At 67.3% G+C, this 24,451-nt stretch carries 26 protein-coding genes; 12 read left to right on the top strand and 14 right to left on the bottom strand.

What is annotated here, in order from left to right; translation table 11 throughout:
* The 3 genes from VL973_RS04635 to VL973_RS04645 all read right to left on the bottom strand — a co-directional run.
* The coding region (locus VL973_RS04635; RefSeq protein ID WP_475526571.1) for a translocation/assembly module TamB domain-containing protein at positions 1–2,308 on the bottom strand (2,308 nt) is incomplete at its 3' end.
* The gene (locus VL973_RS04640) at positions 2,305–4,266 is read right to left on the bottom strand and encodes an autotransporter assembly complex protein TamA (RefSeq protein WP_325282860.1); all 1,962 of its coding nucleotides are present in this window, start codon (positions 4,264–4,266) and stop codon (positions 2,305–2,307) included. The genes VL973_RS04640 and VL973_RS04635, both read right to left, overlap by 4 nt.
* A gap of 68 nt (positions 4,267–4,334) precedes the next feature.
* On the bottom strand, positions 4,335–5,795 hold the full coding sequence (locus VL973_RS04645; RefSeq protein ID WP_325282861.1) for an MFS transporter: 1,461 nt from the start codon (positions 5,793–5,795) through the stop codon (positions 4,335–4,337).
* A 162-nt stretch (positions 5,796–5,957) separates the two neighbouring features.
* Here VL973_RS04645 and VL973_RS04650 point away from each other — a divergent pair, with 162 nt between their 5' ends.
* The 3 genes from VL973_RS04650 to VL973_RS04660 are packed head-to-tail and all read left to right on the top strand — an operon-like array spanning position 5,958 to position 8,406.
* Positions 5,958–7,103 carry an acyl-CoA dehydrogenase family protein gene (locus VL973_RS04650; protein ID WP_325282862.1) on the top strand — a complete coding sequence of 382 codons (1,146 nt, stop codon included), beginning with the start codon at positions 5,958–5,960 and terminating at the stop codon, positions 7,101–7,103.
* Positions 7,104–7,132: 29 nt separating this feature from the next.
* Complete coding sequence (locus tag VL973_RS04655; protein WP_325282863.1) at positions 7,133–7,600, top strand: VOC family protein; 468 nt, start codon at positions 7,133–7,135, stop codon at positions 7,598–7,600.
* A gap of 17 nt (positions 7,601–7,617) precedes the next feature.
* Entirely contained in the window at positions 7,618–8,406 is a 789-nt protein-coding gene (locus VL973_RS04660; protein WP_325282864.1) for an SDR family oxidoreductase, read from the top strand.
* Here the strand turns inward: VL973_RS04660 and VL973_RS04665 are convergent.
* Positions 8,331–9,581 (bottom strand): glycosyltransferase family 87 protein, encoded by a 1,251-nt coding sequence (locus VL973_RS04665; RefSeq protein ID WP_325282865.1) that lies wholly within the window; start codon positions 9,579–9,581, stop codon positions 8,331–8,333. The genes VL973_RS04660 and VL973_RS04665 overlap by 76 nt on opposite strands.
* Positions 9,582–9,721: 140 nt before the next feature.
* Here VL973_RS04665 and VL973_RS04670 point away from each other — a divergent pair, with 140 nt between their 5' ends.
* On the top strand, positions 9,722–10,060 hold the full coding sequence (locus VL973_RS04670) for a hypothetical protein (RefSeq protein ID WP_325282866.1): 339 nt from the start codon (positions 9,722–9,724) through the stop codon (positions 10,058–10,060).
* Between the two features lie 7 nt (positions 10,061–10,067).
* Here VL973_RS04670 and recN read toward each other — a convergent pair whose 3' ends face one another.
* Together recN and VL973_RS04680 are read right to left on the bottom strand one after the other, a co-directional pair.
* Positions 10,068–11,729 carry a DNA repair protein RecN gene (gene recN / locus VL973_RS04675; RefSeq protein ID WP_325282867.1) on the bottom strand — a complete coding sequence of 554 codons (1,662 nt, stop codon included), beginning with the start codon at positions 11,727–11,729 and terminating at the stop codon, positions 10,068–10,070.
* Between the two features lie 17 nt (positions 11,730–11,746).
* On the bottom strand, positions 11,747–12,577 hold the full coding sequence (locus tag VL973_RS04680) for an outer membrane protein assembly factor BamD (RefSeq protein ID WP_325282868.1): 831 nt from the start codon (positions 12,575–12,577) through the stop codon (positions 11,747–11,749).
* Positions 12,578–12,711: 134 nt separating this feature from the next.
* Between VL973_RS04680 and VL973_RS04685 the strand changes: the two genes are divergently transcribed.
* Complete coding sequence (locus tag VL973_RS04685; protein ID WP_325282869.1) at positions 12,712–13,542, top strand: class I mannose-6-phosphate isomerase; 831 nt, start codon at positions 12,712–12,714, stop codon at positions 13,540–13,542.
* Between the two features lie 81 nt (positions 13,543–13,623).
* Positions 13,624–14,190: a glycine zipper 2TM domain-containing protein gene (locus tag VL973_RS04690; protein WP_325282870.1), complete on the top strand. Its 567-nt coding sequence runs from the start codon at positions 13,624–13,626 to the stop codon at positions 14,188–14,190.
* A 55-nt stretch (positions 14,191–14,245) separates the two neighbouring features.
* On the opposite strand, the gene VL973_RS04695 is transcribed toward VL973_RS04690, so the two are convergent.
* Together VL973_RS04695 and VL973_RS04700 are read right to left on the bottom strand one after the other, a co-directional pair.
* Positions 14,246–14,467 (bottom strand): hypothetical protein, encoded by a 222-nt coding sequence (locus VL973_RS04695; protein WP_325282871.1) that lies wholly within the window; start codon positions 14,465–14,467, stop codon positions 14,246–14,248.
* Between the two features lie 31 nt (positions 14,468–14,498).
* On the bottom strand, positions 14,499–15,101 hold the full coding sequence (locus VL973_RS04700) for an SOUL family heme-binding protein (RefSeq protein ID WP_325282872.1): 603 nt from the start codon (positions 15,099–15,101) through the stop codon (positions 14,499–14,501).
* An 87-nt stretch (positions 15,102–15,188) separates the two neighbouring features.
* On the opposite strand from VL973_RS04700, the gene VL973_RS04705 reads away from it, so the two are divergent.
* The 5 genes from VL973_RS04705 to hslU are packed head-to-tail and all read left to right on the top strand — an operon-like array spanning position 15,189 to position 19,256.
* Positions 15,189–15,746 carry a glycoside hydrolase family 108 protein gene (locus VL973_RS04705; RefSeq protein WP_325282873.1) on the top strand — a complete coding sequence of 186 codons (558 nt, stop codon included), beginning with the start codon at positions 15,189–15,191 and terminating at the stop codon, positions 15,744–15,746.
* On the top strand, positions 15,743–16,156 hold the full coding sequence (locus VL973_RS04710; protein ID WP_325282874.1) for a holin family protein: 414 nt from the start codon (positions 15,743–15,745) through the stop codon (positions 16,154–16,156). The genes VL973_RS04705 and VL973_RS04710 overlap by 4 nt, the downstream gene beginning before the upstream one ends.
* Positions 16,157–16,208: 52 nt before the next feature.
* Positions 16,209–16,760: an ATP-dependent protease subunit HslV gene (gene hslV / locus VL973_RS04715; RefSeq protein ID WP_325282875.1), complete on the top strand. Its 552-nt coding sequence runs from the start codon at positions 16,209–16,211 to the stop codon at positions 16,758–16,760.
* Positions 16,761–16,806: 46 nt separating this feature from the next.
* A complete protein-coding gene (locus VL973_RS04720) occupies positions 16,807–17,907 on the top strand; it encodes an FAD-dependent oxidoreductase (RefSeq protein ID WP_325282876.1) in 1,101 nt (366 codons plus the stop codon).
* Positions 17,908–17,963: 56 nt separating this feature from the next.
* Positions 17,964–19,256, top strand: a complete 1,293-nt coding sequence (gene hslU / locus VL973_RS04725; RefSeq protein ID WP_325282877.1) for an ATP-dependent protease ATPase subunit HslU — start codon at positions 17,964–17,966, stop codon at positions 19,254–19,256.
* A 6-nt stretch (positions 19,257–19,262) separates the two neighbouring features.
* Here the strand turns inward: hslU and VL973_RS04730 are convergent, their stop codons facing one another.
* The 6 genes from VL973_RS04730 to VL973_RS04755 form a co-directional block, all read right to left on the bottom strand.
* On the bottom strand, positions 19,263–19,667 hold the full coding sequence (locus VL973_RS04730; RefSeq protein WP_325282878.1) for a hypothetical protein: 405 nt from the start codon (positions 19,665–19,667) through the stop codon (positions 19,263–19,265).
* A gap of 4 nt (positions 19,668–19,671) precedes the next feature.
* Positions 19,672–20,088 carry a hypothetical protein gene (locus VL973_RS04735; RefSeq protein WP_325282879.1) on the bottom strand — a complete coding sequence of 139 codons (417 nt, stop codon included), beginning with the start codon at positions 20,086–20,088 and terminating at the stop codon, positions 19,672–19,674.
* A gap of 59 nt (positions 20,089–20,147) precedes the next feature.
* Complete coding sequence (gloB, locus tag VL973_RS04740; RefSeq protein ID WP_325282880.1) at positions 20,148–20,885, bottom strand: hydroxyacylglutathione hydrolase; 738 nt, start codon at positions 20,883–20,885, stop codon at positions 20,148–20,150.
* A 1-nt stretch (position 20,886) separates the two neighbouring features.
* Positions 20,887–21,342: a VOC family protein gene (locus VL973_RS04745; protein WP_325282881.1), complete on the bottom strand. Its 456-nt coding sequence runs from the start codon at positions 21,340–21,342 to the stop codon at positions 20,887–20,889.
* A 68-nt stretch (positions 21,343–21,410) separates the two neighbouring features.
* Positions 21,411–22,133, bottom strand: a complete 723-nt coding sequence (locus VL973_RS04750; protein ID WP_325282882.1) for an alpha/beta fold hydrolase — start codon at positions 22,131–22,133, stop codon at positions 21,411–21,413.
* Positions 22,130–23,530: a glutamate ligase domain-containing protein gene (locus VL973_RS04755; protein WP_325282883.1), complete on the bottom strand. Its 1,401-nt coding sequence runs from the start codon at positions 23,528–23,530 to the stop codon at positions 22,130–22,132. Before VL973_RS04755 ends, VL973_RS04750 begins: the two co-directional genes overlap by 4 nt.
* 82 nt (positions 23,531–23,612) lie before the next feature.
* Here VL973_RS04755 and VL973_RS04760 point away from each other — a divergent pair, with 82 nt between their 5' ends.
* On the top strand, positions 23,613–24,434 hold the full coding sequence (locus VL973_RS04760; RefSeq protein WP_325282884.1) for an LD-carboxypeptidase: 822 nt from the start codon (positions 23,613–23,615) through the stop codon (positions 24,432–24,434).
* Positions 24,435–24,451: the final 17 nt, after the last annotated feature.

Consider the following 24,451-nt stretch of genomic DNA (forward strand, 5'->3'; position numbering starts at 1 on the left):
CTACTGACACGCGGGCCGTGCCGGTCCCGCCCGTCAGCGATGCCGAACCGTCGAGCCGTGCAAGGCTCAGCGCACCGCGCGACAGGCCGCGGGCCTGTGCCTTCACCGACGAGGTGGTGCCATCGGGGTCAAGCAGCGTCGAGAATTGCAGCCGCCCACGGCGAATACGCGTGCCCGCGACCAGGGCGGCGCGTGCGGTCAAATCGCCCTCGATCCGCTGAACCTGTTCCACCGGCGCAAAACGGATCGCGCCGCTCAAGCCCCCGCCCGCCACGTCGATTTGCCCGGCAAAGCCGCCGGTCACGATATCCAGCGCGCCCTGCCCGCGCGTGCCCGCCACGTCGAGCCGGTCGACCACGATCCGGGCAGTGCCGCCGCGCGGCAACAGGATGATGCCCGCGCCCGTGAACGGCCCGATCCGCGACACCCCCGCCGCTGTATAGCGATACCCCTCGGCCACCGGATCGAGTGCTGCCTGCACGTCGGACAGGCCCAGCGTATCATTGGGGCCCGCCAGCCGCAGGCGCAGCGCCGGTCGGTCGATCCGCCCGTCGAGGTTCAGGACGACCGGCCCGTATTGCCGGGACACGCCCTGTCCGGCGAATACGAAGGTGCCGTCGACCCGGCGATAGCCGTTGCCCGTCAGGGTCAGCCCCGGCGAGACCAGCCGCAGGCCACGGAAATGCAGGATGCGGTCGGGGCCACGCTCAAGCCGGGTGACGATGCGCGGAAGGCCCTGGGTCAGCGAGCGGAAGAACGCATTCTCCAGCGTCAGCATCCGCGCGCTGCCATTGCCGACGATCCGGGTGCCACGCCCGGTCGGGCCGGGCACCACCGACAGCCGGGTATCGACCTCGACCAGGCCCAGCCCCGGAATCCGGTAACGGCGAAGCCCGCCCGCCAGCCCGACCTCATACCGCCCGGTTCTGAGGTCGACCAACAGCATGACGCGGCCATTCAGTTGATCGGATCGCACCTGCAGCGCGTCGGCGGTGATGTTGGCGCTCGTCACCTTGAGCGGACCGGACACCGACAGGTTGCGAAGGATACCGCCCGCGACGTCGCCCACCCCGGTCACGCGCGCAGCGGTCAGCGACAGCGGCACGGTAACGGGCGCAGCGGACAGGCGACCACGCCCCATCGCCCGCACCCGCTCGAACCCGGTCTGGTCGAACGCCACCCGGTCGGCGCTGAGCCGATAGTCGAAGCTCGCGCGGTCAAATGCTCCGTCCAGCGTCACGCGCGCGGTGATGTTGCGGCCGCTCATATTCGGGACCAATGCCGCCGGACGCAGCAGTCGGATATCGGTCACGAAATTGCGCCAGGCGCTGGTGGCGAGATCGATGCCGCCCTCGCTGTCTATGGCCAGTGCCGCGGTGCGCGCGCTCACCCGCCCCGACAACCGCCGGTTGGCCAACGTCGCATCGGCGCTCAGACGGATGGTCGGCAGCGACAGCCGCTGAAGCCGCCCGCGCAACAATTGCGCTGGGGTCAGCCGCCCTTCAAGCCGATAGCGGCCCGCATCGACGCCCAACCGCAGCGCGACCAGTTCCGCAGCACCCGCCGTCGCCGCCGCGCGCCCGCGCCACCGCGACCAGCGCCCGTCACCCGCAACATCGAAGCGCACCGGGGCCTGCGCGCCGATCGCGCGCGCCAGCAACCCTCCGGCCCGCCCGCGCCCCCGCGCCGCAAGATCGAAACGGTCGCGATCGGGCGCCGCGTCCAGCGTCAGCCGGACGAAATCGCTTCCTTCGACCAACGCCGCCGCGCGGACCATCGCACGCCGGTCATGCACATCGCCCGATGCGATCAGCCGCGCGGTGCGTTCCTGCCCAGCGATGGCGGGTGCGAGTTCGAGACGATCGACCGCCAGTCGCCCGACCTGAATGTCAAACCCCGGCAGGATCGGGCCGGTACGTCCGGTCGGCGCCGGCTGCGGCAGTTTGAACAGCCGTGCGCGGGTCACCACAAGACTGCGAATGTCGAGCCGGTTGCGCGCCCATTCAAGCGGGCGCCAGTCCAGTTCGGCGCGCGGCGCAACGAACACCGGCCCGCGCGGGTCGCTGATGCGAATGTCGATCAGCGTCGCCCGCCCATAGATCGACCCCTCGATCCGGCCGATCCGGTATCGCATCCCATTGCTCGGCGCCAAAGCGGCGATACGGTCGGCGATGAAGCGGTGTCCCGGCTGCGTATCGGCAACGAACAACAGCGCCGCAACCATCGCCGCCAGCGCCACGGCGATGATCGCGATCACACGCGGCCAGCGTGCGCGCCGCGCGGCGACCGGACCTTCGGTTTCGCTCAAAACGCCTGCCCCAGGCTGACATAGACCGCGATGCGCGAATCCCCCGGCTGGGGGTTGAGCGGCGTGCCGACATCGATGCGGATCGGCCCGAAATTAGAATAATAGCGCACGCCCACCCCTGCGCCGTAACGGAAGCCGGAAAATCGGGGCAGTGGCGAGGTATAGATGTTGCCTGCGTCGATGAACGGCACGACACCGAAATTGCCGAACGCCTTGACCCGTGCTTCCAGCGAAAACTCGGTCAGGCTGCGCCCCCCGATCGGATCGTTGTTCAGGTCGCGTGGGCCGATCGACTGAAAGCCGTAGCCGCGCACCGATGCGCCCCCGCCGGCATAAAAACGCCGCGACGGGGCGATCGCATCACGTGGCGCACCCACGATCGTGCCAAGCCGCGTCCGCGCCGCCAGCACCACCCGCTCACCAACCGGGCGATAGATACTGGCGTCGATCTGCGTCCGGGCATAGCCGAACGCCGCGCCCGACAGCGAAACTTCCGGCGACAACCGCCCGCCCAGACGAAAGCCGGTCGTCGGGTTGAGCAGGTCGTCGGTCCCGTCATAGATCAGGCTGGTGGGCAGCGCGCCGATGAAATAGGTCCGTTCGCGCGGCGCCCCGGTGGACAGGATCACATCCTCTTCGCGCGACGCCGCCAGTTCGGCCCCGACCGACCAGACCCATGATTTCTGGAAGAAGATATTGGTCTGCCGCTCCAGCGTGCCGGACAACAGAAAGGTATCCGCCTGATACGCATCGCGTTCCAGATGCGCGGCGGTCGCCTGCAATGTCAGCACGCGGTCGCGCTGATGGAAATTGTTGCGGCGAAACGTCACCCCCGCAAGCTGTTCACGCGTGCCCGCAACGCCGCGCAGCGTCACCGCGCCTTCGGGCGGGAACAGGTTGCGGTGCGTCCAGTTCGCCTCGACCCGTGCGCCTTCGCCAGTGCCATAACCGATTTCGCCGGCAATGGTGCGCGGCGGCGCGGGGAACATCCGCACGTCGAGATCGACGGTCCCCGGCGCCTGCCCTTCGACCGGCTCGATCCGCACGGCGGAGACCAGACCGGTCTGCACGATCGCGCGGCGCAGGTCGTCGACCGACCCCTGGTCGAAACGCTCGCCGGGCTCGAAGCGGGCAATGTCCTGCACATGCTCGCCATCGAACACGCGGTTGTCGCGGGTCGTGATCCGCCCGAATCGCAGCGCCTCGCCCGGCGTCACCGCGACCGCCAGCGTCGCGGTGCGGGTCGCATGGTCGACGACAATGCGCGATTCACCGACCTTGGCAAAGGGAAAGCCCTCCCGCCCGATCCGTTCGCGAAGATTTGCCTCTGCCGCCGCGATCGTATCGGCATTGACCGGGTCTTTCGGCTCGACGGCAAAGGCCCGGCGCAGTTCGTCGGCCCGGTCGCCCGCGCCCTCGACCCCCTCCAGCGTGACGCCGGCGAAGCGATAGACCTCACCCGGCTGTGCGGTAAGCACGACGACGACCTCGCCCGCATTGGCGTCGACACGAGTCAGCACTTCCGCATCATAATAGCCTTCGGCGCGCAGCAATTCGTCCAGCAGCCGCGCATCCTCCTGCGCGCGCCGGTCGAGTTGCGCGGCGTTCGACACCTCGTCCTTATGCAGGCGCAGCGTCGATGCCTCGTTGAACCGCTGTCGCATCAGGTCGGTCCAGATATCGTCCATCCCCTCCACCCGGAAGGCATAGCGGGTTTCGGCCGCGACCTGCTGCGCCGCATCGGCGGCCGCGGCCGGGTCGGCAGGCGCCGCCGACAAATTCGGCCATTCGATCCCCAGTTCGGGCATCGGCGCAAGCGGCGCTGCGGGATCGAGCGGCACATCGTCGGCAGACGGCGGAGCCGAAGGCGCGACCTGTCCCCACACGGGCGCTGGCGCAAACGCGAACAGGCCGGCGGCGGCGACGGACCAGCGACCCCGGCGGAAGGACGACCACATGTCGCCAGCCCTATTGCCTCGCCGCGCTTGCGGCAATGGGGCGAGCAGCGCGCCGCCCGCCCCGGCGCTCAGCCCGTCGCGGCCAGCCGCGCCACGCGCTCGCGATGTTCGTCGGCGCCGAACGGAAAGCGCAGGAACAGCCAGGCGGCTGCAAGCGAGAGGATGAGGTAAGTGCCCCCGAACAGGATTGTCAGCCAGTCGATCGTCGCGGCATCGACCTCACCGGGCTTGGCGCCCTCGGGGAAACCAGCCGCCGCAAGGATCAGACCGGAGACGAAAATACCGATCCCACTGGTGCATTTCTGCACGAAGAAGGCCCCGGCGAAGAACACCCCCTCGCTGCGGCGGCCGGTTCGCACCTCGCTATGTTCGACCACATCCGCCATCATCGAGGCACCCAGGATGGCGGTGCCGACGCTGACCGCACTGTTCAGCGTATAAATGGCGAACAGGATCGGGATCATCGCCGGGTCGTCGGGCGTCGGAAACAGGTCCGCCAGCCGCAGCGCAAAGGGCGTTGCCTGCAACACCCCTGCCAGCGCGATCATCGACGCCGCCGCGCGCGGCTTGCCGATGCGGCGCGCCAGCGCGGGCGCCCCGACAAAGGCGAGCACCACGCCCGCGAACAGCACCGCCGCCAACCAGGCAAAGGTCGCCGTCTCGAACCGCCACACAAAGCTGTAGAGATAATTGGACAGGGCAAAGCTGATGCCCTGATTGGCGAATGCGAACAGCGCCGCCGACATCAGGATCAGGAACGGGCGGTTCCGCAGCGCGCCGACCAGTTCGCGAAACGCCGTGCCCAGCCCACCGGGTGCGATCTGCGGCTGCGGCAGCCGCGCGATCTCCCGGTGCGTGCCGAGTGCCGACACCAGGATGGCGACGACCATCACCGCCGCGCCCGCCAGCGCATAGCCCTGATAACCGCTGCGGTTGAGCAGGCCGTTGGTCTGCCCCGCCTCGGGCACCAGAAACAGCTGATACGCCGCCAGCAGCATCAGCAACCCGCCGGTCCACCCGAACAGGTAACGATAGGCGGTGATCCGCGTGCGCTCGTCATAATCGGCGGTCAGTTCGGGGGTCAGCGCCTGGCTCGGCACCTCATAGGCCGAAACGGCGGTGCGAACGACGACCGCCGCGCCGAACAGCCAGGCCAGCGTCCAGCCCGACGACAAAGCGGGCGGGTTCCACAGCGCGATCCATCCGATCGCGATCGGCAGCGCGGCGGCATACATCCACGGATGGCGACGCCCCCAGCGCCCGCGCGTGCGGTCGGACGCCACGCCGATCACGGGGTCGATGACCGCATCGACCAGCAACGCGCACATCACGATGAAACCAACCTGCGCCGATGGCAGACCGACCACCTGATTGTAGAACAATAGCAGGAAGGTGCCGAAGCCGTTGTCCTTCACGCCGTAAGCGACCGCGCCAAAGCCATAAGCGAGCGTCGTGCCGGCCGCGACTCGGCGGACGGGTGGCAGCGCCGGCTTATCGGCGCTTCGCGGCTCCGGTATCGACGAACTCATGCGAAACCCTTCACTTCGGGGCGTGTGGAATACCCGCTTTGGAATATCGGGTATGGATTTCGGCTTGCCATGCAGTCCCCGTTTCGCCTAGCCAACACATACAACACCGGCAGATGCGCGTGGTTTCACCGCATCGCAAGCCGCGAGACGAGAGGATCCAGCATGGCGCTCGACGCCGACACCTTCGACGCGCTGATCGATGGCGTGCGCCGGTTCGTCACGGACCGGTTGCGCCCGCTGGAGGCTCAGGTCGAGGCCGACGACGCCGTTCCCGCCCCCATCGTTGCCGAGATGCGTGAGATGGGCCTGTTCGGCCTGTCGATCGCACCCGAATATGGCGGCCTGGGCCTCAATATGGTCGAGGAATGCCGCGTCGCGATGGAGACCGGGCACACGACCCCCGCCTTCCGCTCGGCCTTCGGCACCAATGTCGGGATCGGCAGCCAGGGCCTGGTCATGGCCGGCACACCCGAACAAAAGGCCGAATGGCTGCCCCGCATCGCCAGCGGAGAAATCATCACCAGCTTTGCCCTGACCGAACCCGATGTCGGTTCCGATTCGGGCAGCGTAAAGACGCGCGCGGTGCGCGACGGCGACACCTATCGCCTGACGGGGACCAAGCGTTACATCACCAATGCGGACAAGGCCGACCTGTTCACCGTCATGGCACGCACCGGCGACGAACCCGGCGGGCGCGGTGTCAGCGCGTTCCTTGTCCCGCGCGATCTGCCCGGCATATCGGTGGGTGAGCCGGAGAAGAAGATGGGCCAGCGGGGTGCCCGCGTATGCGACGTGCATTTCGACGACGTGTCCGTTCCCGCCACCAATCGGCTGGGTGCCGAGGGCGAGGGATTTCGCATCGCCATGCGCGTGCTCGACCGCGGGCGGCTGCACATCGCCGCCGTGTGCGTAGGCGTGGCGGAGCGGCTGATCGCCGACACCGTCGCCTATGCCGCCGAACGCCGCCAGTTCGGCAAGCCGATCGCGGAGCATCAGCTGGTCCAGGCGATGATCGCCGATTCCAAGACGGAGGCGCTGGCCGCGCGCGCGCTGGTCCTTGAAACCGCTGCCACCAAGGATGCGGGCAGCGACGTGGTGCTGGAAAGCGCGGCGGCCAAGCTGTTCGCCAGCGAAATGGTCGGCCGCGTCGCCGACCGCGCGGTGCAGGTGCATGGCGGCGCGGGCTATATCGCCGATTACGGCATCGAGCGCCTGTATCGCGACGTGCGGCTGTTTCGCATCTATGAAGGCACCAGCCAGATCCAGCAGCTCATCATCGCGCGTGAGACGATGAAACGCGGCGGGTAAGGCCCACGAACCGCGAAAGGAACTTGCCGATGCGATCCGTTCTCCGCGCCGCCGCGCTGCTCTTCCTGCTGCCGCCTACGGCCGGTCACGCGCAATCCCCCTCGCCGCGCGCCGCGCGCGGCGATCATGTCGCGCTGGCGGTCGCCGACCTCGACGCCAGCGCCCGGTTCTACAAGCGCGTGTTCGGGTTCGCCGAGCTGAAGGCCCCCGTGGTCAATCGCCGCTGGCTCGATCTGGGCGGCGGATTTGCGCTGCACCTCATTCCCGACCGGACAGCGCCAGTCGGTGTCGACCGTGGCAACCACCTGGCGATCACGGTCGGCGATTTCGATGCCTTTGTCGCCGATCTGGTGGCGATGGGCATTGCGTTCACCGATTTCGAGGACCGCCCCTCGACGGTGCAGCGCCTCCGCACCGATGGGGTGCGACAGGTCTATATCCGCGATCCCGACGGCCACCGGATCGAGGTCAACGACGCCGCGCCGCCACGGCGCTGAAGCCCAAGGAGCATCGCATGGATACCAACAGCCTGTTCCGCCTCGACGGTCGCGTTGCGCTTGTCACTGGCGGGTCGCGCGGCATCGGGCGCATGATCGCCAGGGGCTTTGCCGGCATGGGCGCGCGCGTCTATGTCAGCTCGCGCAAGGCCGATGCGTGCGAGGCGACGGCAGCGGCGATCGGCGAAAACGCCATCCCACTGCCCGCCGATGTGTCGACCGTCGAGGGGTGCCGCGCGCTGGCGGCGGCGATCGGCGAGCGCGAGGGGGCGCTGGACATTCTGGTCAACAATGCGGGCGCCGCATGGGGCGAGCCGTTCGACACTTTTCCCGAAGCGGGCTGGGACAAGGTGATGGACCTGAACGTCAAATCCCCCTTCTTCCTCACCCAGTCGCTGCACCCGCTCCTCAAGGCCAGCGGCCGCGCCGACCGCCCGGCCAAGGTCATCAACATCACCTCGATCGACGGCCAGCGGCTGAACGCTTGGGAAACCTATAGCTATCATGCGTCGAAATCGGCGCTGATCTATCTGACCAAGCGCATGGCGGCGCGGCTGATCCGGGACAACATCAATGTCACCTCGATCGCCCCCGGGGCCTTTGCCAGCGACATGAACAAGGCCGCGCGCGATCACGGCGACGATGTGGCCAGGGCGATTCCGGCGGGCCGCATCGGCGTGGATGAAGACATGGCCGCCGCCGCCATCTACCTTGCCTCACGCGGCGGCGATTATGTGGTCGGCGACACGATCACCGTCGATGGCGGGCTGGTGAACGCGTCAGTGGGGCGCAGCATTGATGCTTGAGATGGGGCGCGCTTCGCGGCCTTTCTGCTCAGCAGCAGGAAAATCGGCCAAAGCATGAACGCGCCCGCCGCAATGCCACTGGCAACCGCCAGCGGCGCGGCGAAAAGCGGCGTCAGCACCGCCAGCGCCGCCCGCCACAGGCCTTGCGTCCGAAGCGTCGGCCAGGACCAGGCCACAACCAGCCCAAGCAATACGCAGTCATAATCGCTGACATAAACCGACCCGAGCAGCACGCCCAGCAACAGCATCGCGAACGAATTGGGCGACGCTCCTTCGGCACGCCACGGCACCAGCACGAGCCAGGCGACGATCATGCTGACCACCGCCTGCGCGGCATAGGCGATCGACACCGGCAGACCCAGATGGCGGACCAGCACGAACGCCGAGATCATTCGATGCCAGGTGCCCGACCCATGCTCCAGAATGACCTGCTTCAACAGGGTGCCCTGCACGGCATAGGATAGCCAGAGGTCCAACCCGAAAATCAGCATGGAGACGGCAATCAGCGCCATCGCGGTCAGGCACAGTGCAGCCAGCGCGCGATATTGCCGCCCCGCCAGTAGCGCGAGCGGGACCAGCCACGCCAGTTGCGGCTTGACCACCAGCAATGCGAGGATCGCCCCCGCGATCAACGGGCGGCGCTGAAGCAGGATCAGGCCCCAGCCCAGAGTGGCGGCAATCCAGCATCCGTTCTGGCCACCAATCGCGTTGATGAACAGCGCTGGCAGGCTGAGCGACAGCAGCAGCCAGCCCGACGGCACGATCCGGCGCATCGCCGACGCAAAGGCCAGCCACCCGCCCACCTGCCAGAAAAGCCAGCTGGCCTCATAAGGCAAAAGGCCGATCGGAGCGGTCAACAGCAACATGACCGGAGGGTAGCTGTAATGATACAAGTCGATAGGCGCACCAACGACCCCTTGCTGAAATTCGTGAAATCGCACGAGGTCGTAGATCAGCCGCGCGTCGCCGGAGATGGCAAGCCGGGCGGCCGACCAGAAGTTGAGGAAGTCCTCACCAAAGGGGCGGTCGTTTCCGTCGGTCAGTCCGACCTGCCTTTGCATCGTTAGATGCATCAGCAGCAGGATCGCCGCGATCGCGATCCACATCACCGCGATACGCCGGATGCGTGGAATGTCGAACCACTGGTCAAGGCGGGGGGCGGCGGATCGCGACATTCGCCGGCGTTTAAACGCCGCTGGTATAGAAATGCTTTCGCTAATCGGCTGAAGCATCGCCACCGACCATCACGCCATGTGCCTCCATCAATGCGTTGCAACGATCCACAATCTGGCTACCTTCGAGGCGGAGGTAGGTCATGGCCCCGTTTCTGATCGCCGCGCTTGCAATCGCCGTGCTCACCGGCATGTCGATGCGCGCCAATCGCTGGTTCCGCGACGAGCGGCGATTGCCGATGCAATGGTGGCTCGACAGTTCAGTGACCTGGACCGCCCCGCGCCGATGGGCGCTGGCGTTCATGCCGATACTGGCGACCGTGACGCTGGTGCCGCTGACGATCATCAGCGCCACCACCGCGCCGCGTCCCGGTCAGGAAGAATTAGCGATCCCCGCCTTCGTGCTGATGGCCGCGACGCTGATCGCGATCCACGCCCTTCACCTGTGGCTGATGCGGCGGACGGTCGACCGGCGCGGCTGATCGCGGTTCAGGCCGCCAACAGCCGTTCGGCCTGCGCGCGCGCCTCGGGCGTGACTTCGGCGCCCGACAGCATCCGCGCGATTTCCTCGCGGCGCTGATCGGCATCCAGCGGCGTTACGCCGGTGCGCGTCACCGTCCCGTCGCTCGATTTCGCGATGCGGTAGTGGCGGGCGCCGCGTGCGGCGACCTGTGGGCTGTGCGTCACCACCAGCACCTGGTTTCGCGTCGCGAGTCGCGCCAGTCGTTCGCCGATCGCACTGGCCACCGCGCCGCCGACACCCCGGTCGATTTCGTCAAACACCAGTGTCCGCGCGCCACCCTCTTCGGCCAGCGCCACTTTCATCGCCAGGATGAAGCGCGACAATTCGCCGCCGCTGGCGATCTTCATCAGCGGAGCAAAGGGCGCGCCGGGGTTGGTCGAAACCTCGAACTCCACCCGGTCGCTACCATCAGCGCCCCATTGTTCGCGCGGCAATGGAGCGACCGTGGTGCGAAAGCGGGCAGCGTCGAGCTTGAGCGGTGCAAGTTCACCGGCGACCCCGGCATCAAGCCGTCCGGCCGCGTCGGAACGCGTGGCGCTCAAAGCCTGTGCGGCGGCGACATAGCGCGCCTCTGCCGCATCGGCGGCGCGCATCAGGTCGGCCAGCCCGGCCTCTCCACCCTCGACCAGCGCGAGCCGCCGCGCCAGTTCTTCGGCGAGTGTCGTCAGGTCGTCCGGCTGCACCCGGTGCTTGCGCGCCAGCCCGCGCAGTTCAAACAGCCGCGCCTCATCGGCTTCCAGCACGGCGGGGTCGAATGCCAGCGCATCGGCGGCGGAATCGACCTGATCCTGCGCGCTCGCCCCCTCGACAATCGCGCGGTCGATGGCCGCCAGCGCCTCGACCAGCGCGGGATGCGCCTCACCAGCGCGTTCAAGGATGCGCGCCGCCTGGCGCAGCCGCGACAATGCGCCGTCCGAGCCGTCGAGCAGGTCCGCCACCGCCGTCAGATCGCTGGCCACCCGCTCGCCGCGCTGCATCGTCGCGCGGCGAGCGGCCAGCCGTTCCTCCTCACCCGCCTCAGGGGCCAGCGCCGTCAGTTCGGCGACAGCATGGGCCAGCCATTCGCGATCCCGTTCGGCCACTTCCTGTGCGGCGCGCGCATCCTCCAGCCGGGCGCCGGCATCGCGCCATTCGCGCCATGCCGCGGCAACCGCGCCGGTATCGGCCCGCGCAAAGGCGTCGAGCAAAGCCCGGTGCCCGCGCGGGTTGAGCAGCCCACGATCATCATGCTGTCCGTGAATCTCCACCAGCATCGCGCCCAGCTCGCGCAGCAGCCCGGCGGACGCGGGCTGGTCGTTGACGAAGGCGCGGCTGCCGCCATCGGCCTTGACCAGGCGGCGGATCATCAGCGGCTCGCCCGGTTCGATCGTCAGTCCATTGTCGGCAAGCAGCGCCGCGATCGGCCCATCGGTCACGAACACATCGAAGCTGGCGGTGACGACTGCCTGTGCCGCGCCGTGGCGCACCAGTCCGCTGTCGCCGCGCGCGCCCAGGGCCAGCCCCAGCGCATCGAGCAGGATCGACTTGCCCGCCCCGGTTTCGCCGGTCAGCACGCCCAGCCCGGCCCGAAAGTCGAGGTCGAGCGCCTCGATCAGCACCACATCGCGGATCGACAGCGCGGTCAGCATGGCGGCGTCGGCGCTGGTCAGGTGCCGACCGGGTCGATTTCGGTCGCAAGGTCCTGCGGCGCCTGGGGCGGCAGGACCGGGTTGTCGCCCATCAGCTTGTAGGCGCGCTGATACCAGTCGGTGCCCGGATAATTGGCGCCCAGCACCGCCGCCGATTTGCGCGCTTCTTCGCGCAGGCCAAGGTTCAGATACGCCTCGACCAGCCGCATCAGCGCTTCGGGTGCATGGCTGGTGGTCTGGAACTGATCGACGACGGCGCGATAACGCATCGTTGCCGCCAGCCACTGGCCACGACGGCCATAGAAACGGCCGACCTCCATTTCCTTGCCGGCCAGATGGTCGCGCACCAGATCGACCTTGAGCCGCGCATCGGCGGCATAGCGCGTGTTCGGATAGCGGCGCGACAGTTCACCAAGTGCGTCAAGTGCCTGCTGCGTGATCTTCTGGTCGCGCGTCACGTCGGTGATCTGCTCGTAATAACCCAGCGCGATCAGGTAATAGGCATAGGGCGCGTCGCGGTTGCCGGGGTGCACCGCCAGAAAACGCTGCGCCGACTGGATCGATTCGGTGTAATCAGTATTCAGATAATAGCTGAACGCGCTCATCAACTGCGCCCGACGCGCCCAGACCGAATAGGGGTGCTGGCGCTCCACTTCATCGAACAGCGCGGCAGCCTGCTTATACTGGCGCCGGTCCAGCCGCTGCTTGGCCGCCATATAGAGCGTGCTGACATCGCGCGCGACATAGGGGATGTCCGCACCCTGGTTCGAGCCGGCACAGGCACTGAGACCAAAAGCGGAAAGGACGACCGCGCCGAGCGCGAGGGGACGGGTGGGCAAGCTACGCATGGCGCCTCCTTACCCGAGGGGGGTTCCGGCGAACAAATTAATTTTTGCGGCGACGTGGGGGTTGCCCCACGAAACGAACGCGGCGCTAGTTGCGTTGCAGCGAACGTCGATTCGCGCTTGTCGGAGATCATGCCTTGCCCGCGACCAAACTTGCCACGCACCGCGTCGAAAAGCCCTGGGGCCGGATGAGGCTGTATCCCGGCTTCGCAGACCCCGCGCCGGATGGCGAGCCGGTGGGCGAGGTCTGGTTCCAGCAGCCCGGCGATACGACCCCCGACCTGCTCATCAAATATCTGTTCACCAGCGAAAAACTGTCGGTTCAGGTGCATCCGAACGACGAACAGGCACAGGCCCGCGGCCTGCCGCGCGGCAAGGACGAATGCTGGCTGATCCTGGATGCCGAACCCGATTCGACGATCGCGGTCGGCACGGTGCGCCCGATGTCGGCGGACGAGCTGCGCGCCGCCGCGCTCGACGGGTCGATCGAGGATCTGCTGTACTGGAAGCCGGTGAAGGCAGGCGATTTCCTCTATTCGGCATCGAACACGGTTCACGCGATCGGCGCGGGCATCACCCTGATCGAAGTGCAGCAGAACAGCGAAACCACCTATCGCCTGTATGATTATGGCCGCCCGCGCGAGTTGCATCTGGACGACGGCGTGACGGTCAGCGACCCGGTCCCCTATGCCCCCTATCCCTCCCCCGGCGAAGTCGCGCCCGGCCGCACGATCCTGGTCGAAGGGCCAAAGTTCGTGCTGGAACGCTGGACCGGCGGCGCGCGCGACGTGAACCTGCCCGATGGCGAGACGGGATGGCTGGTGCCGGTTCGCGGATCGGGCCGTGTCAGCGGCGTCGAATGGCAGGCGGGCGAATGTGTTTCCGTCACCGGTGGCGAGGCGCTGGAAGCGTCGGACGATGCCGATCTGCTGTTCGCCTATCCCGGCCAAACCCGACTGCCGGGTTAACGGCAGGTAGTTTCTCGTTCACGAAACAACCCGCACCACATCGTCGTTCTGCTTGTCTGAAATGGATGAAAAGGAACGACGATGCGAACCCCGATCCTGACCGCGCTGATCGCTGCGATTGCGATCCCCGCGATGCCCGCCGTCGCGCAGCAGACGCCGCGTGAGGCAAACCGCGAATATCGCCGCGAGGTGCGCGACGCCGAACGCGATTATCGCCGAGATGTCCGTCGCGCCGATTCGCGCCGCGACGTTCGGGACGCGCGCCGTGAATATCGCGAAGAGGTCCGCGACGCCCGTCAGGACCGCCGCGCCGACCGACGCGACTGGCGCCAGTATCGCAACTATGACTATAATCGCCTGCCGCGCGGTCAGCGCCGTTATTACGCCGACCAATATTATCGCGACGGCCGTTATTACCAGCCGCGCCGCCTGAGCCGGAACGACCGTCTGTATCGTGGCAATGACGGGCGCTATTACTGCCGCCGCAATGACGGCACCACCGGCCTTATCATCGGCGCGGTCGGTGGCGGGGTGCTGGGCAATTTGCTGACGGCCGGCAATTCGGGCCTGATCGGCACGCTGCTGGGTGGCGGCGCGGGCGCGCTGCTGGGCCGCCAGATCGACCGTGGCGGCGTCCAGTGCCGGTGAGCGGTTGAAACAATCAAACAACGGCCCGGCGTGCAACCGCCGGGCCGTTGTCCGTTCAGATAAGACCGCCGCCCAGCATCAGCCGGATCGCACCGAGCACGATCAGGACCAGGTTGAAATTGCGCCCGCCATTACTGTCCGACAACGCGCCGACGGCGGTGCCGACGACGGGAATTGTCAGGACGAACCAGAGCGACCACCCAAGCAGCGGAATCCAGCCCAGAATGATAAGCGGCAGCGCGAACAATCCGATCAGGATCGAAAGTAGATTAAGCATGACGGTGATATAGCCCCCTAAGACACCTGGTTCAATAGATGCTCGCCACCGGCAGCATCACCTCGTTGCGGCGCATCGGTCCCGGCACGAACGGCGCATTGTAGAACGCATGTTCGGCCGGACCCGTCGCCTTCAGACCATATTCCTCAAGCCATTCGCGCAGGCGTGCTTCGTGCTCGGCCAGCATCCGGTCGTCGGCCCGCCCCGAAAAGCGGATCGCGGCGACCCGGCGGGCGGCGACCGTTTCGATCTCGATGCCGGCGGGCGGTTCTGGGGGCGCGATGTCGACAAAGCGCGCGGGCATCACGAAACGCGTGCGCCAGGAATCCCCATCGGCATCGGACAGGACGGGCGCGGTCATCGCGATCTTTTCCCCGTCACGCGATTTGGCGAAGATGTAATCGGCCAGCACGCGAAACCCGCGTGAAAGGGCGTCCTGCCGCTGCCCCTTCGTCCGCGTCGTCGCGACCGTAAGTGCGCCATAGGCCCGCACCTCCAGCACGCCGTCCTTCAGCACCAGCGTATAAGGCGGCGTTTCGACGCGGGTCAGCCACCATGCCGCCACACCCGCCGCTGCCGCAGCGGCCACGCCGCCGCCGATCCATTTCGTGCGCGAGTCGAGCTTTACGTCCATGCACCATCCTCCAAACCGGCAAACAGGCTGTCCTACACATAACCATATGGGTTATGCGCGAATCGCTGTCGGCACGGAGGACTTAGCATGGATATCGAAGAACTGATCGATGAACTCATCGAACGCGAGGGCGGTTTCGTCGACCACCCCGCCGATCGCGGCGGGGCAACTCGCTGGGGCGTGACCGAAGCGACGGCGCGCGAGACGGGTTATCACGGCGCGATGCGCGATTATCCACGCAGCGCCGCCGCTTCGCTGTATCGCGCGCGTTACTGGCTGGCGCCGCGTTTCGACGCCGTGGCCGCGCGCGCGCCAGCACTTGCCGCCGAGTTGTTCGATACCGGCGTGAACATGGGACCGGCGGTCGCGGCGCGTTTTCTGCAACGCGCGCTGACGGCGCTCAATCGCGGCGCGCGCGACTATCCGGACCTGGCGATCGACGGGCGGGTGGGGCCACAGACGCTGACGGCGCTCGACCGGTTTCTGGCGCTGCACGAACCCGGCGGCGAGGTGGTGCTGCTGAAGGCGGTCGAGGCGATGCAGGGCGAGCGTTACCTGCAACTGGCCGAGCGCCGGCCCGCCAACGAAGCGTTTCTCTATGGCTGGCTGGCCAACCGGCTGGGCAATGGCGGGGGTCTGGAATGAGCATTCTGAACGCCGTGATCGGCCCGGTCGCGGGCCTGATCGACAAGATCATCCCGGACCCCAAGGCGCGCGACCAGGCCAAGCTGGAATTGCTGAAGCTGGAGGGGACGCAGGAACTCGACAGGCTCAGGACGCAATTATCAGCGATCGTTGCCGAGGCGCAATCGCCCGACCCGTGGACCAGCCGCGCACGCCCCGCATTCCTGTATGTCATGTATGCGCTGTTCCTGTGGGCGATCCCCATGGGCCTGATCGCGGCAGCCGATGCGGCGGCAGCGCAGGCGATCATCGCGGGGATCACCGGATATCTGAAGGCATTGCCGGAGGAACTGTATACGCTCTTCGGCACCGGCTATCTCGGCTACACTGCCGCGCGGCAATGGGGGAAGGTGAAGGGCGGGGATCGGTAAACCGCGGGCGGGCGCCCTTGGCAGGCGCCCGCCCGCCCCCATATCCGCCGCCATGAGCAAATCGACAGCGTGGCACGGCACGACCATTCTTTCCGTGCGCCGATCGGGCAAGGTTGTGATCGCGGGCGACGGCCAGGTTTCCGCCGGACAGACCGTGATGAAGCCCAATGCGCGCAAGGTCCGCCCGCTGGGTGATGGCAAGGTCATCGCCGGATTCGCAGGCGCGACCGCCGATGCCTTCACCCTGTTCGAGCGGCTGGAGGCCAAGCTGGAACGGCATCAGGGCCAATTGCTGCGCGCCGCCGTGGAACTGGCCAAGGACTGGCGCACCGACAAGTTTCTTCGCAACCTGGAAGCGATGCTGATCGTGGCCGACAAGGACGTGACGTTGGTGGTCACCGGCAATGGCGACGTGCTGGAGCCGGAAGGCGGCATCGCGGCAATCGGGTCGGGCGGCAATTTCGCCCTGGCCGCCGCACGCGCGCTGGCCGATTACGAGGCCGATCCAGAGGTGCTGGCGCGCAAGGCAATGGGCATTGCCGCCGAACTGTGCGTCTATACCAACGACCGGCTGACCGTGGAGACGCTGGACAGCGCATCCTGATTATGGCGGGGTGACGGGCGCGACGGGAGCCGCTAACCCCTTGGCGATGCTCGTCGCCCGCCGCTCCCTTATCGCCAGCGCACTCGCGCTTCCCGCCTGTGCGCCGACCGCCCGCGTTCCGGTCGCGCAGGCGCGCGATTGCCTGCCGCCGGTGCGCGCCGAAATGGGGCGGGTCATCCGCACCGTCGCGGGTCTGCGGCCCTATCGCCCCTCCGGCTTTGTCGTTCGTGCCGATGCACTGGCGGGCAAGCGGCTGGTGCATAATTATGGACATGGCGGCGGCGGCATCACGCTCAGTTGGGGGACCAGCCGGCTGGCGATCGGGCTGGGGCTGCCGGGGCATCGGGGCGGCGTCGCGGTGATCGGTGCGGGGGCGGTCGGCCTGGCGACTGCGCGGCTGGCGCAGGAGGCGGGCTTTGCCGTGACGCTTTACGCCAAGGCGTTGCCGCCAGAGACGACCTCGAACATCGCGGGTGGACAGATCGTGCCGACCAGCGTGTTCGACGAGGGCCGCGTTACCCCGGCATGGTTCGACCAGTATCGCGCGGCGATGGATTATAGCTGGCGGCGGTTCCAGATCATGGTGGGCGACGATTACGGCATCCACTGGCTGCCGACATGGCAGCCCGCGCGGCGCGCGCGGGGCGGTGACGACCCTGAAGCGTTTCTGACCGCCTATCAGCCTGGCATGACCGAACTGGCGGCGGGACGGCATCCGTTCGGCGCGCGTGGCATGATCCGCTTCAATACGATGTATGTCGAAACCGGCCGCTATCTGTCGCGGATGATCGCCGATTTCCAGCGCGCGGGCGGACGCATCGTCATTCGCGATTTCGCCAGTCCAGCCGATGTCGCCGCCCTGCCCGAAGGACTGGTGTTCAACTGCACCGGGCTTGGCGCGCATCACCTGTTTGGCGACGCCGATCTGATGCCGGTGCGCGGGCAACTGGCCGTGCTGTTGCCGCAGCCGGAGCTGCAGCATGCCTATGCCGGGCCGTGGGGTTACATGTTTCCGCGCGCCGACGGCGTGGTGCTGGGCGGCACGTTCGAGCGCGGCCAGTGGGATGCGATGCCGCAGCCGCGCGATATCGCCGGGATCGTTGCCGACCACGCGCAACTGGCATCGACCTGGCGCTGTGCGACTTGAAGCGGGGCGCGGGCGCGCCATCTAGCGTCCATCGAACCCACGTTTTCCCGGACATCATGAACGAACAACTCACGCCCAAGGCGATCGTCGCCGCGCTCGATTCACACATCATCGGACAAAGGGACGCCAAGCGCGCGGTCGCGGTCGCGCTTCGCAACCGCTGGCGGCGGCAGCAACTGTCCGCCGACTTGCGTGACGAGGTGTCGCCGAAGAACATCCTGATGATCGGCCCGACCGGCTGCGGCAAGACCGAGATCAGCCGCCGCCTGGCCAAGCTGGCCGACGCGCCGTTCGTCAAGGTCGAAGCCACCAAGTTCACCGAAGTCGGCTATGTCGGCCGCGACGTCGAACAGATCGCCCGCGATCTGGTCGAGGAAGCGATCCGGCTGGAAAAGGAACGCCGCCGCACCGCCGTCAAGGACAAGGCGGAGGCCGCCGCCATGACCCGCCTGCTCGACGCGCTGACGGGCAAGGACAGCTCGCAGGCGACGCGCGAGAGTTTCCGCCAGCGCTTGAACGAAGGGCATCTCGACAATACCGAGATCGAGATCGAGATGGAGGCCGCATCCGCCGCCCCGTTCGAGATCCCCGGCGCCGGGCCGCAGATGATAAATCTGGGCGAGATGATGAAGTCGTTCGGCGGCCCGCAGCTGAAACGCCGCAAGATGAACGTGCACGCCGCCTGGGCCAAGCTGGTCGAAGAGGAAGCCGACAAACGGCTCGATCAGGACGAGGTGCACCGCGCTGCGCTGGCCGATGCGGAGGCCAACGGCATCGTGTTCCTCGACGAGATCGACAAGATCGCCGTCAGCGACGTGCGCGGCGGATCGGTCAGCCGGGAGGGCGTTCAGCGCGACCTGCTGCCCTTGATCGAGGGCACGACGGTCGCCACCAAATACGGGCCGATGAAGACCGACCATGTGCTGTTCATCGCATCGGGGGCGTTCCACGTCGCCAAGCCCAGCGACCTGCTGCCCGAACTACAGGGTCGCCTGCCGATCCGTGTCGAGTTGAAGGGGCTGACCGAGGATGATTTCGTCGCGATCCTGTCGGACACCAAGGCCAGCCTGCCCGAACAATATCGCGCGCTGATCGGCACCGAAGGCGTCAGCATCGACTTCACCACCGACGGCATCCGCGCCATTGCCCGCATCGCGGCGGAAGTGAATGGCGAGATCGAGAATATCGGCGCTCGCCGTTTGCAGACGGTCATGGAAAAACTGCTGGAGGAAATCAGCTTCGACGCCGAGGATCGCCACGGTGCAAAGCTGACCGTCGATGCGGCTTATGTCGAAGCACAACTCGCCGATATCGCCCGCAACACCGACCTCAGCCGTTACGTGCTGTAGTCGGCCTCAGTCCGTCTGCCGCCGATAGGGCGTGAACTGGCCATAGCGGCAGACGGGACCGGCAATCGGTGAAGGGCCGCGTTGGGCGGGCTGGAAAAGGTCGTTTCGGCACAACCGGCCGCTGAACACGCGCGAAATGACGTAATCATTGGCGTCGATGAACGGGCACCCTTCCGCCTGCGTCACAAACAGCGTGCCGCCATCGCGAAAGATCAAAGTGTCGGGGGCGACAATCTGTGGCCCGCCGGTCCGTTGCACGCTGATGCAGTCGGTCGGCTCGCCCGCTATCCGCCCTTCGATGGCGGCGGCGAGTTCGCGCACCTTGCGCGCTTCCACATCGGCGGTGCGCTGCGCGTCGGCGGCGCAGCCCGTCATTGCCAGTGCGCTTGCGGCGATCAGAAGCAGGCGCATCGGCTCAACCCTCCGTCGTCTTGCGATAGGGCACGAATGCGCCCAGCGCGCACGACCCCGTCTGGAACCGCGACGTGCGGTCGATGGTGCGGGCAATGTCGCCGCGGCACAGACGGCCGATCGGCGTTTGGGTCACGAGGATGTCGTCGCGTTCCAGATTGCAGCCGCCGGTCGTATCGGTGCGATAGACCAGACGACCACTGACTTCATACAGGATGGTGTCGCCATAATAGCGCGTGCGCCGGGTCGTGTTGACGGGCAGGCACGCCTGCGCGTCCCCCGCAGTGAACCCGTCGAGCTGCTGGGCGAGTTCGGCGGCGTGGCCGGCATCGCGTTCGGCCTGAGCAGCCTGTTGCTCGGGTGTCGCGGCGCAGCCGGCCAGCAATCCGGCGGCGATCAGCATCGGCGGTGCGAGTCGCATGGATGTCCTCCGTTTCGGCACAGAAGAACCAATAACGCATGAACCGGCAATGAGCGCCATCACCCCATGAAACTATCCTTGGCCGCGCGGCGCTCGGCAAGCGCGGCGGCGCTGTCGACGCGGACAAACGGATTGGTCTCGCGCTCGGCACCGATGGTGGTGGGCACCGTGGCCTCGCCACCCGCACGCAGCCGCTCGACCTCGGCCAGCCGGGCGGCGACCGCCGCATTGTCCGGCTCGACATGGGCAGCGAAGCGGGCGTTGGACAGCGTATATTCGTGCGCGCAGTAGATGACCGTCTCCGGCGGCAGCGCGGCCAGGCGTTGCAGCGCGGCGTGCATCTGATCCGCCGTCCCCTCGAACAGCCGCCCGCATCCCATGGCGAACATCGTGTCGCCTACGAACGCCATCGCATCTTCGGCGAAATGATAGCTGATATGTCCCGCCGTATGCGCGGGCGTTTCCCATATCATCGCGCGGTGGGCGCCGATGGAAACGGCGTCCCCCTCCCCCACCAGCCGGTCGGCGGTGGGGATTTTCGCGGCTTCGGCGGCGGGGGCGGTGACGATCGCGCCATGCGCGTCCTTCACCCCCTGATTTCCGGCGGTATGATCGGGATGCCAGTGGGTGTTCCACACCTGTCCGATCCGCCAGCCGCGCGCATCGGCGGCGGCCAGCACGGGCGCCGCTTCGGCCGGGTCGACCACCACCGTCTCGCCCGTGTCGACGTCATGGATCAGCCAGACATAATTGTCGGACAGCGCGGGGACGCAAACGACCTGAAGCGGCGCGCTCATCTTACCAGCTACCCGTATTGGGCATCGAGGCCCAGGGTTCGGCCGGGGCGAGCGCATCGCCCGCCTGAAGCAGTTCGATCGAGATGCCGTCGGGTGTCTTGACGAACGCCATGTTGCCGTCGCGCGGCGGGCGGTTGATCGTGACGCCGCCGTCCATCAGCCGCTGGCAGGTCTCGTAGATATTGTCGACGCGGTAGGCCAGATGCCCGAAATTGCGGCCGCCGGTATAAACCTCCGGCGCGCTGCCATCTTGCGCCGGCCAGTTATAGGTCAGTTCGACCTCCGCCTTGGCGCGTTCGCCGGGACCATTCATGTCCTCCGGCGTCGCGAGGAAAATCAGGGTGAAGCGGCCCGCTTCGTTTTCCATACGCCGCACTTCGCTCAGGCCGAGCAGCTCGAAAAAAGCGACGGTGGCATCCGGGTCGGTGACGCGGATCATGGTGTGGAGATAGTTCAACGAAGCGCTCCCTTGGTTCTGGATCGTTCGCCGCGATATGGGAACGCGCTTGCCGGGCGCAAACCGGATCAGGCTGGAATCGCCGCCGCCGCATCCTCGACCGCGCGCACGATGAGCGCGATGTCGGCGTCGCGCGACAGGCGGTGGTCGCCGTCCTTGACCAGCCAGCACTGAACGTCGGCACCCTCGATCAGTTGCGCCAGCCGCGCGGCGCGTTCCCATGGCACGTCGCTGTCGCGCATCCCCTGCACGATCCGCACGGGCAGCTTTAACGGGATCGTCCCGTGCATCAGCCGGTTCGCCTCTCCCGACGACCAGAAGGCGCGCGTCGTGACGGTTGGCTGATCCGAATAGGGCGACGGCTTTTCCAGCCGCCCGTCGGTCAGCAGCGCCATCTTGTCGGCCTGCGAAAAGCCCCAGTCGGTGAAATCGGGCGCGGGCGCGATCCCGACCAGCGCGGCGATCCGGTCGGGCCGTTCGCGCGCGACCAGCAGCGCGATCCAGCCGCCCAGCGACGACCCGACCAGCACCACCGGACCCTTCGCCACCTGATCCACCACCAGCAGCGCATCGTCGCGCCAGTCGGCCAGCGTGAAATCCTCGAACGCGCCCTCGCTCTCGCCGCAGCCGCGATAGTCGAAGCGGACGAAGGCGCGGCCGTTTTCCCTGGCCCATGCCTCCAGCGCCAGCGCCTTGGTGCCGCTCATGTCGCTGGCATAGCCGGGCAGGAACACGATGGTCGGTCCCGCCCCCTCGGTCACGCGAAAGGCGATGCGGGCGTCCTGGTTCATGACGGTTCCTTCATCCTGATCTGGGTGAGCATGTCGGCGGCAAGCTGGCTGAGCGTATCGTCGCGCGCCCCCATCACGACGATGCGGTCGCCCGGTGATGCAGTCGCGACCAGATGCGCGGCGGCGGCGGCGCGGTCGGGAATGTGGCGCGCGGGCGCCCCTTGCGCGGTCAGATCGGCGACGATTTCGGCGCTGGTGACTTCGCGGCTGGTGGTGCCGCCGTGATAGACGGGATCGGGCAGCACCAGTTCGTCCCCCGGCCGCAACCGGGCGGCCAGGCTTTCGACCAGTTCGCGGCGCATCACCTTTAGCGGGCCATAGCCGTGCGGCTGGAACAGCAGTTTCAGCGAACCGGTAAAGGCGGTGAGCGTGTCCAGCGTCGCGGCGATCTTGTCGGGGTTGTGTCCGAAATCGTCGATCACCGCGATGCCGCCCGCCATGCCCACCAGTTCGAACCGACGCTTCAGCCCCGCAAAGCCCTCGATCACGCGCGCTGCGTCGGCCAGCGGCACGCCCGCCGCCCGCGCCGCGCCGATGGCGGCCAGCGCGTTGGCGACATTGTGGCGACCCGGCACCGACAACCGCACGGGCAATGATTGCCCTTCCCCCACCAGTGTGAAGGCGATGGCAAAGGGTTCGGGAATCAGGTCGCGTGCGGACAGGTCCGCATCGCCCTCAACCGCAAAGGTCATGCGGCGGTCATTGCCGATACGGGCGGCCAGCGCCGCCGCCTCCGCATCGCCGATGTTCACGACCGACATCCGCGCCTTGCCCGCGAAATCGCCGAACAGCGCGCGCAACTCGTCCAGCGACTTGTGGTCGAGGCTGACATTGTTCAGCACCGCGATGTCGGGCGTATAGAGCGCGATCGAGCCGTCGCTTTCGTCCACTTCGCTGACGAACGCATCGCCGCCGCCGACCAATGCGCTGGCGAACGGGCGGTCGGGCGCGACGAAGTTCTTCATCACCGCGCCGTTCATCACCGTGGGGTCGCGACCGCAGGCGTGCAGAATCCAGCCGATCATGCCCGTCACGGTCGACTTGCCGCTGGTGCCCGCCACGCCGATCGACAGCGCGCTGTCGTTGAACAGATCGGCCAGCAACTGCGCGCGGCTCATCCGGGGGGCGGCGACGCGCGTGGCTGCCTGAATGTCGGGCACGCTGTCCTCGATCGCGGCGGATGCCACGATGGTCTGGCCGCCATCCGTGATCCCGCTGCCGTCCTGTGGAAACAAGTCGATGCCAATCGCCCGCAGCGCGTCGAACTTGGGCGCCAGCCGCCCCTGGTCCAGCGTGCGGTCGGACCCCGCGATGGTCGCCCCGCGACCGGCGAGGATCATGGCCAGCGGCATCATGCCGGACCCGCCGATCCCGACAAAGAAATAGCGTTCGCGCATAGGGTGCCGCCTATCGGCACTTGCGCGGGCAAGGGCAAGCCCGCTCGACACGCCCCGCCCCGCGCGCTTAGGGTCCGGCCGCATGAAGATCGCCGTCGTCGCCCCCGCCCGTTCGATCACGCCAGAGGCCGCCGCGCGCGGTGCCGCCTTTGCCGCGCTCAGCTTTCCCGAGGTTGAGCTGATCTTCGACCCGCAATGCTTTGCCGATGCGGGGCATTTTGCGGGACCGGATGCGCTGCGTGCAGAAACCTTTGTCGCGCGCGCCAATGATCCCGGCATCGACGCGATCTGGTTCGCACGCGGCGGTTATGGGTCGAACCGTATCCTGAGCGCCGTGATGCCGCAGTTGAACGACGCGGCGCGAGCCAAGACCTATATGGGCTATTCGGACATGGGGTTCGTGTTGGGTGCGCTCTATGCCAAGCGGATCGGCCACCCGTGCCACGGCCCGATGTCGACCGAAGCGACCGAACGCAATCGCGGCGGCCCCGCGTGGCGCGCGCTGGCGTGGCTGACCGCGAAGGACCGACGCGCGCTGGAGCCGGGTCTCGATGGACGGCCGGCGGCGGCATTCAATCTGGCGATCCTGACCGCGATGCTGGGCACGCCGTGGGTGCCAGACCTGACCGGCCACGTCCTGCTGATCGAGGAAGTGGGCGAAAGCTATTACCGGATCGACCGGATGATGTTCCAGCTCGCGCAATCGACGCAGTTGCGCGGCATTGCGGGCATCCGGCTGGGCAGCGTCACCGCCGTGCCGGAAGGCGACGGGCCGGAAGCGTTCGGCGAAACGCTGGAGCAGATCATGGCGCGGTGGTGCGGTGAAATGGGCGTGCCCTATCTGGGCCGCGCGCGGGTGGGGCATGACGGCGACAACACCGTGGTGCCGTTCGGCATCGCCTGACTTGCGCTCGGGTGGTG

Source organism: Sphingomonas sp. (assembly GCF_035490575.1).
Taxonomy (GTDB): domain Bacteria; phylum Pseudomonadota; class Alphaproteobacteria; order Sphingomonadales; family Sphingomonadaceae; genus Sphingomonas.

What these genes read in the sequence shown, in the direction of transcription:
- VL973_RS04690 (WP_325282870.1), top strand. Translation starts at nt 13,624, where the DNA reads ATGCGAACCCCGATCCTGACCGCGCTGATCGCTGCGATTGCGATCCCC.
- VL973_RS04710 (WP_325282874.1), top strand. Translation starts at nt 15,743, where the DNA reads ATGAGCATTCTGAACGCCGTGATCGGCCCGGTCGCGGGCCTGATCGAC.
- VL973_RS04655 (WP_325282863.1), top strand. Translation starts at nt 7,133, where the DNA reads ATGCGATCCGTTCTCCGCGCCGCCGCGCTGCTCTTCCTGCTGCCGCCT.
- VL973_RS04650 (WP_325282862.1), top strand. Translation starts at nt 5,958, where the DNA reads ATGGCGCTCGACGCCGACACCTTCGACGCGCTGATCGATGGCGTGCGC.
- VL973_RS04700 (WP_325282872.1), bottom strand. Translation starts at nt 15,101, where the DNA reads ATGGACGTAAAGCTCGACTCGCGCACGAAATGGATCGGCGGCGGCGTG.
- VL973_RS04660 (WP_325282864.1), top strand. Translation starts at nt 7,618, where the DNA reads ATGGATACCAACAGCCTGTTCCGCCTCGACGGTCGCGTTGCGCTTGTC.
- hslU (WP_325282877.1), top strand. Translation starts at nt 17,964, where the DNA reads ATGAACGAACAACTCACGCCCAAGGCGATCGTCGCCGCGCTCGATTCA.
- VL973_RS04735 (WP_325282879.1), bottom strand. Translation starts at nt 20,088, where the DNA reads ATGCGACTCGCACCGCCGATGCTGATCGCCGCCGGATTGCTGGCCGGC.
- VL973_RS04750 (WP_325282882.1), bottom strand. Translation starts at nt 22,133, where the DNA reads ATGAACCAGGACGCCCGCATCGCCTTTCGCGTGACCGAGGGGGCGGGA.
- recN (WP_325282867.1), bottom strand. Translation starts at nt 11,729, where the DNA reads ATGCTGACCGCGCTGTCGATCCGCGATGTGGTGCTGATCGAGGCGCTC.
- gloB (WP_325282880.1), bottom strand. Translation starts at nt 20,885, where the DNA reads ATGAGCGCGCCGCTTCAGGTCGTTTGCGTCCCCGCGCTGTCCGACAAT.
- VL973_RS04755 (WP_325282883.1), bottom strand. Translation starts at nt 23,530, where the DNA reads ATGCGCGAACGCTATTTCTTTGTCGGGATCGGCGGGTCCGGCATGATG.
- VL973_RS04730 (WP_325282878.1), bottom strand. Translation starts at nt 19,667, where the DNA reads ATGCGCCTGCTTCTGATCGCCGCAAGCGCACTGGCAATGACGGGCTGC.
- VL973_RS04640 (WP_325282860.1), bottom strand. Translation starts at nt 4,266, where the DNA reads ATGTGGTCGTCCTTCCGCCGGGGTCGCTGGTCCGTCGCCGCCGCCGGC.
- VL973_RS04670 (WP_325282866.1), top strand. Translation starts at nt 9,722, where the DNA reads ATGGCCCCGTTTCTGATCGCCGCGCTTGCAATCGCCGTGCTCACCGGC.
- VL973_RS04760 (WP_325282884.1), top strand. Translation starts at nt 23,613, where the DNA reads ATGAAGATCGCCGTCGTCGCCCCCGCCCGTTCGATCACGCCAGAGGCC.
- VL973_RS04720 (WP_325282876.1), top strand. Translation starts at nt 16,807, where the DNA reads ATGCTCGTCGCCCGCCGCTCCCTTATCGCCAGCGCACTCGCGCTTCCC.
- VL973_RS04665 (WP_325282865.1), bottom strand. Translation starts at nt 9,581, where the DNA reads ATGTCGCGATCCGCCGCCCCCCGCCTTGACCAGTGGTTCGACATTCCA.
- VL973_RS04680 (WP_325282868.1), bottom strand. Translation starts at nt 12,577, where the DNA reads ATGCGTAGCTTGCCCACCCGTCCCCTCGCGCTCGGCGCGGTCGTCCTT.
- hslV (WP_325282875.1), top strand. Translation starts at nt 16,209, where the DNA reads ATGAGCAAATCGACAGCGTGGCACGGCACGACCATTCTTTCCGTGCGC.
- VL973_RS04705 (WP_325282873.1), top strand. Translation starts at nt 15,189, where the DNA reads ATGGATATCGAAGAACTGATCGATGAACTCATCGAACGCGAGGGCGGT.
- VL973_RS04695 (WP_325282871.1), bottom strand. Translation starts at nt 14,467, where the DNA reads ATGCTTAATCTACTTTCGATCCTGATCGGATTGTTCGCGCTGCCGCTT.
- VL973_RS04645 (WP_325282861.1), bottom strand. Translation starts at nt 5,795, where the DNA reads ATGAGTTCGTCGATACCGGAGCCGCGAAGCGCCGATAAGCCGGCGCTG.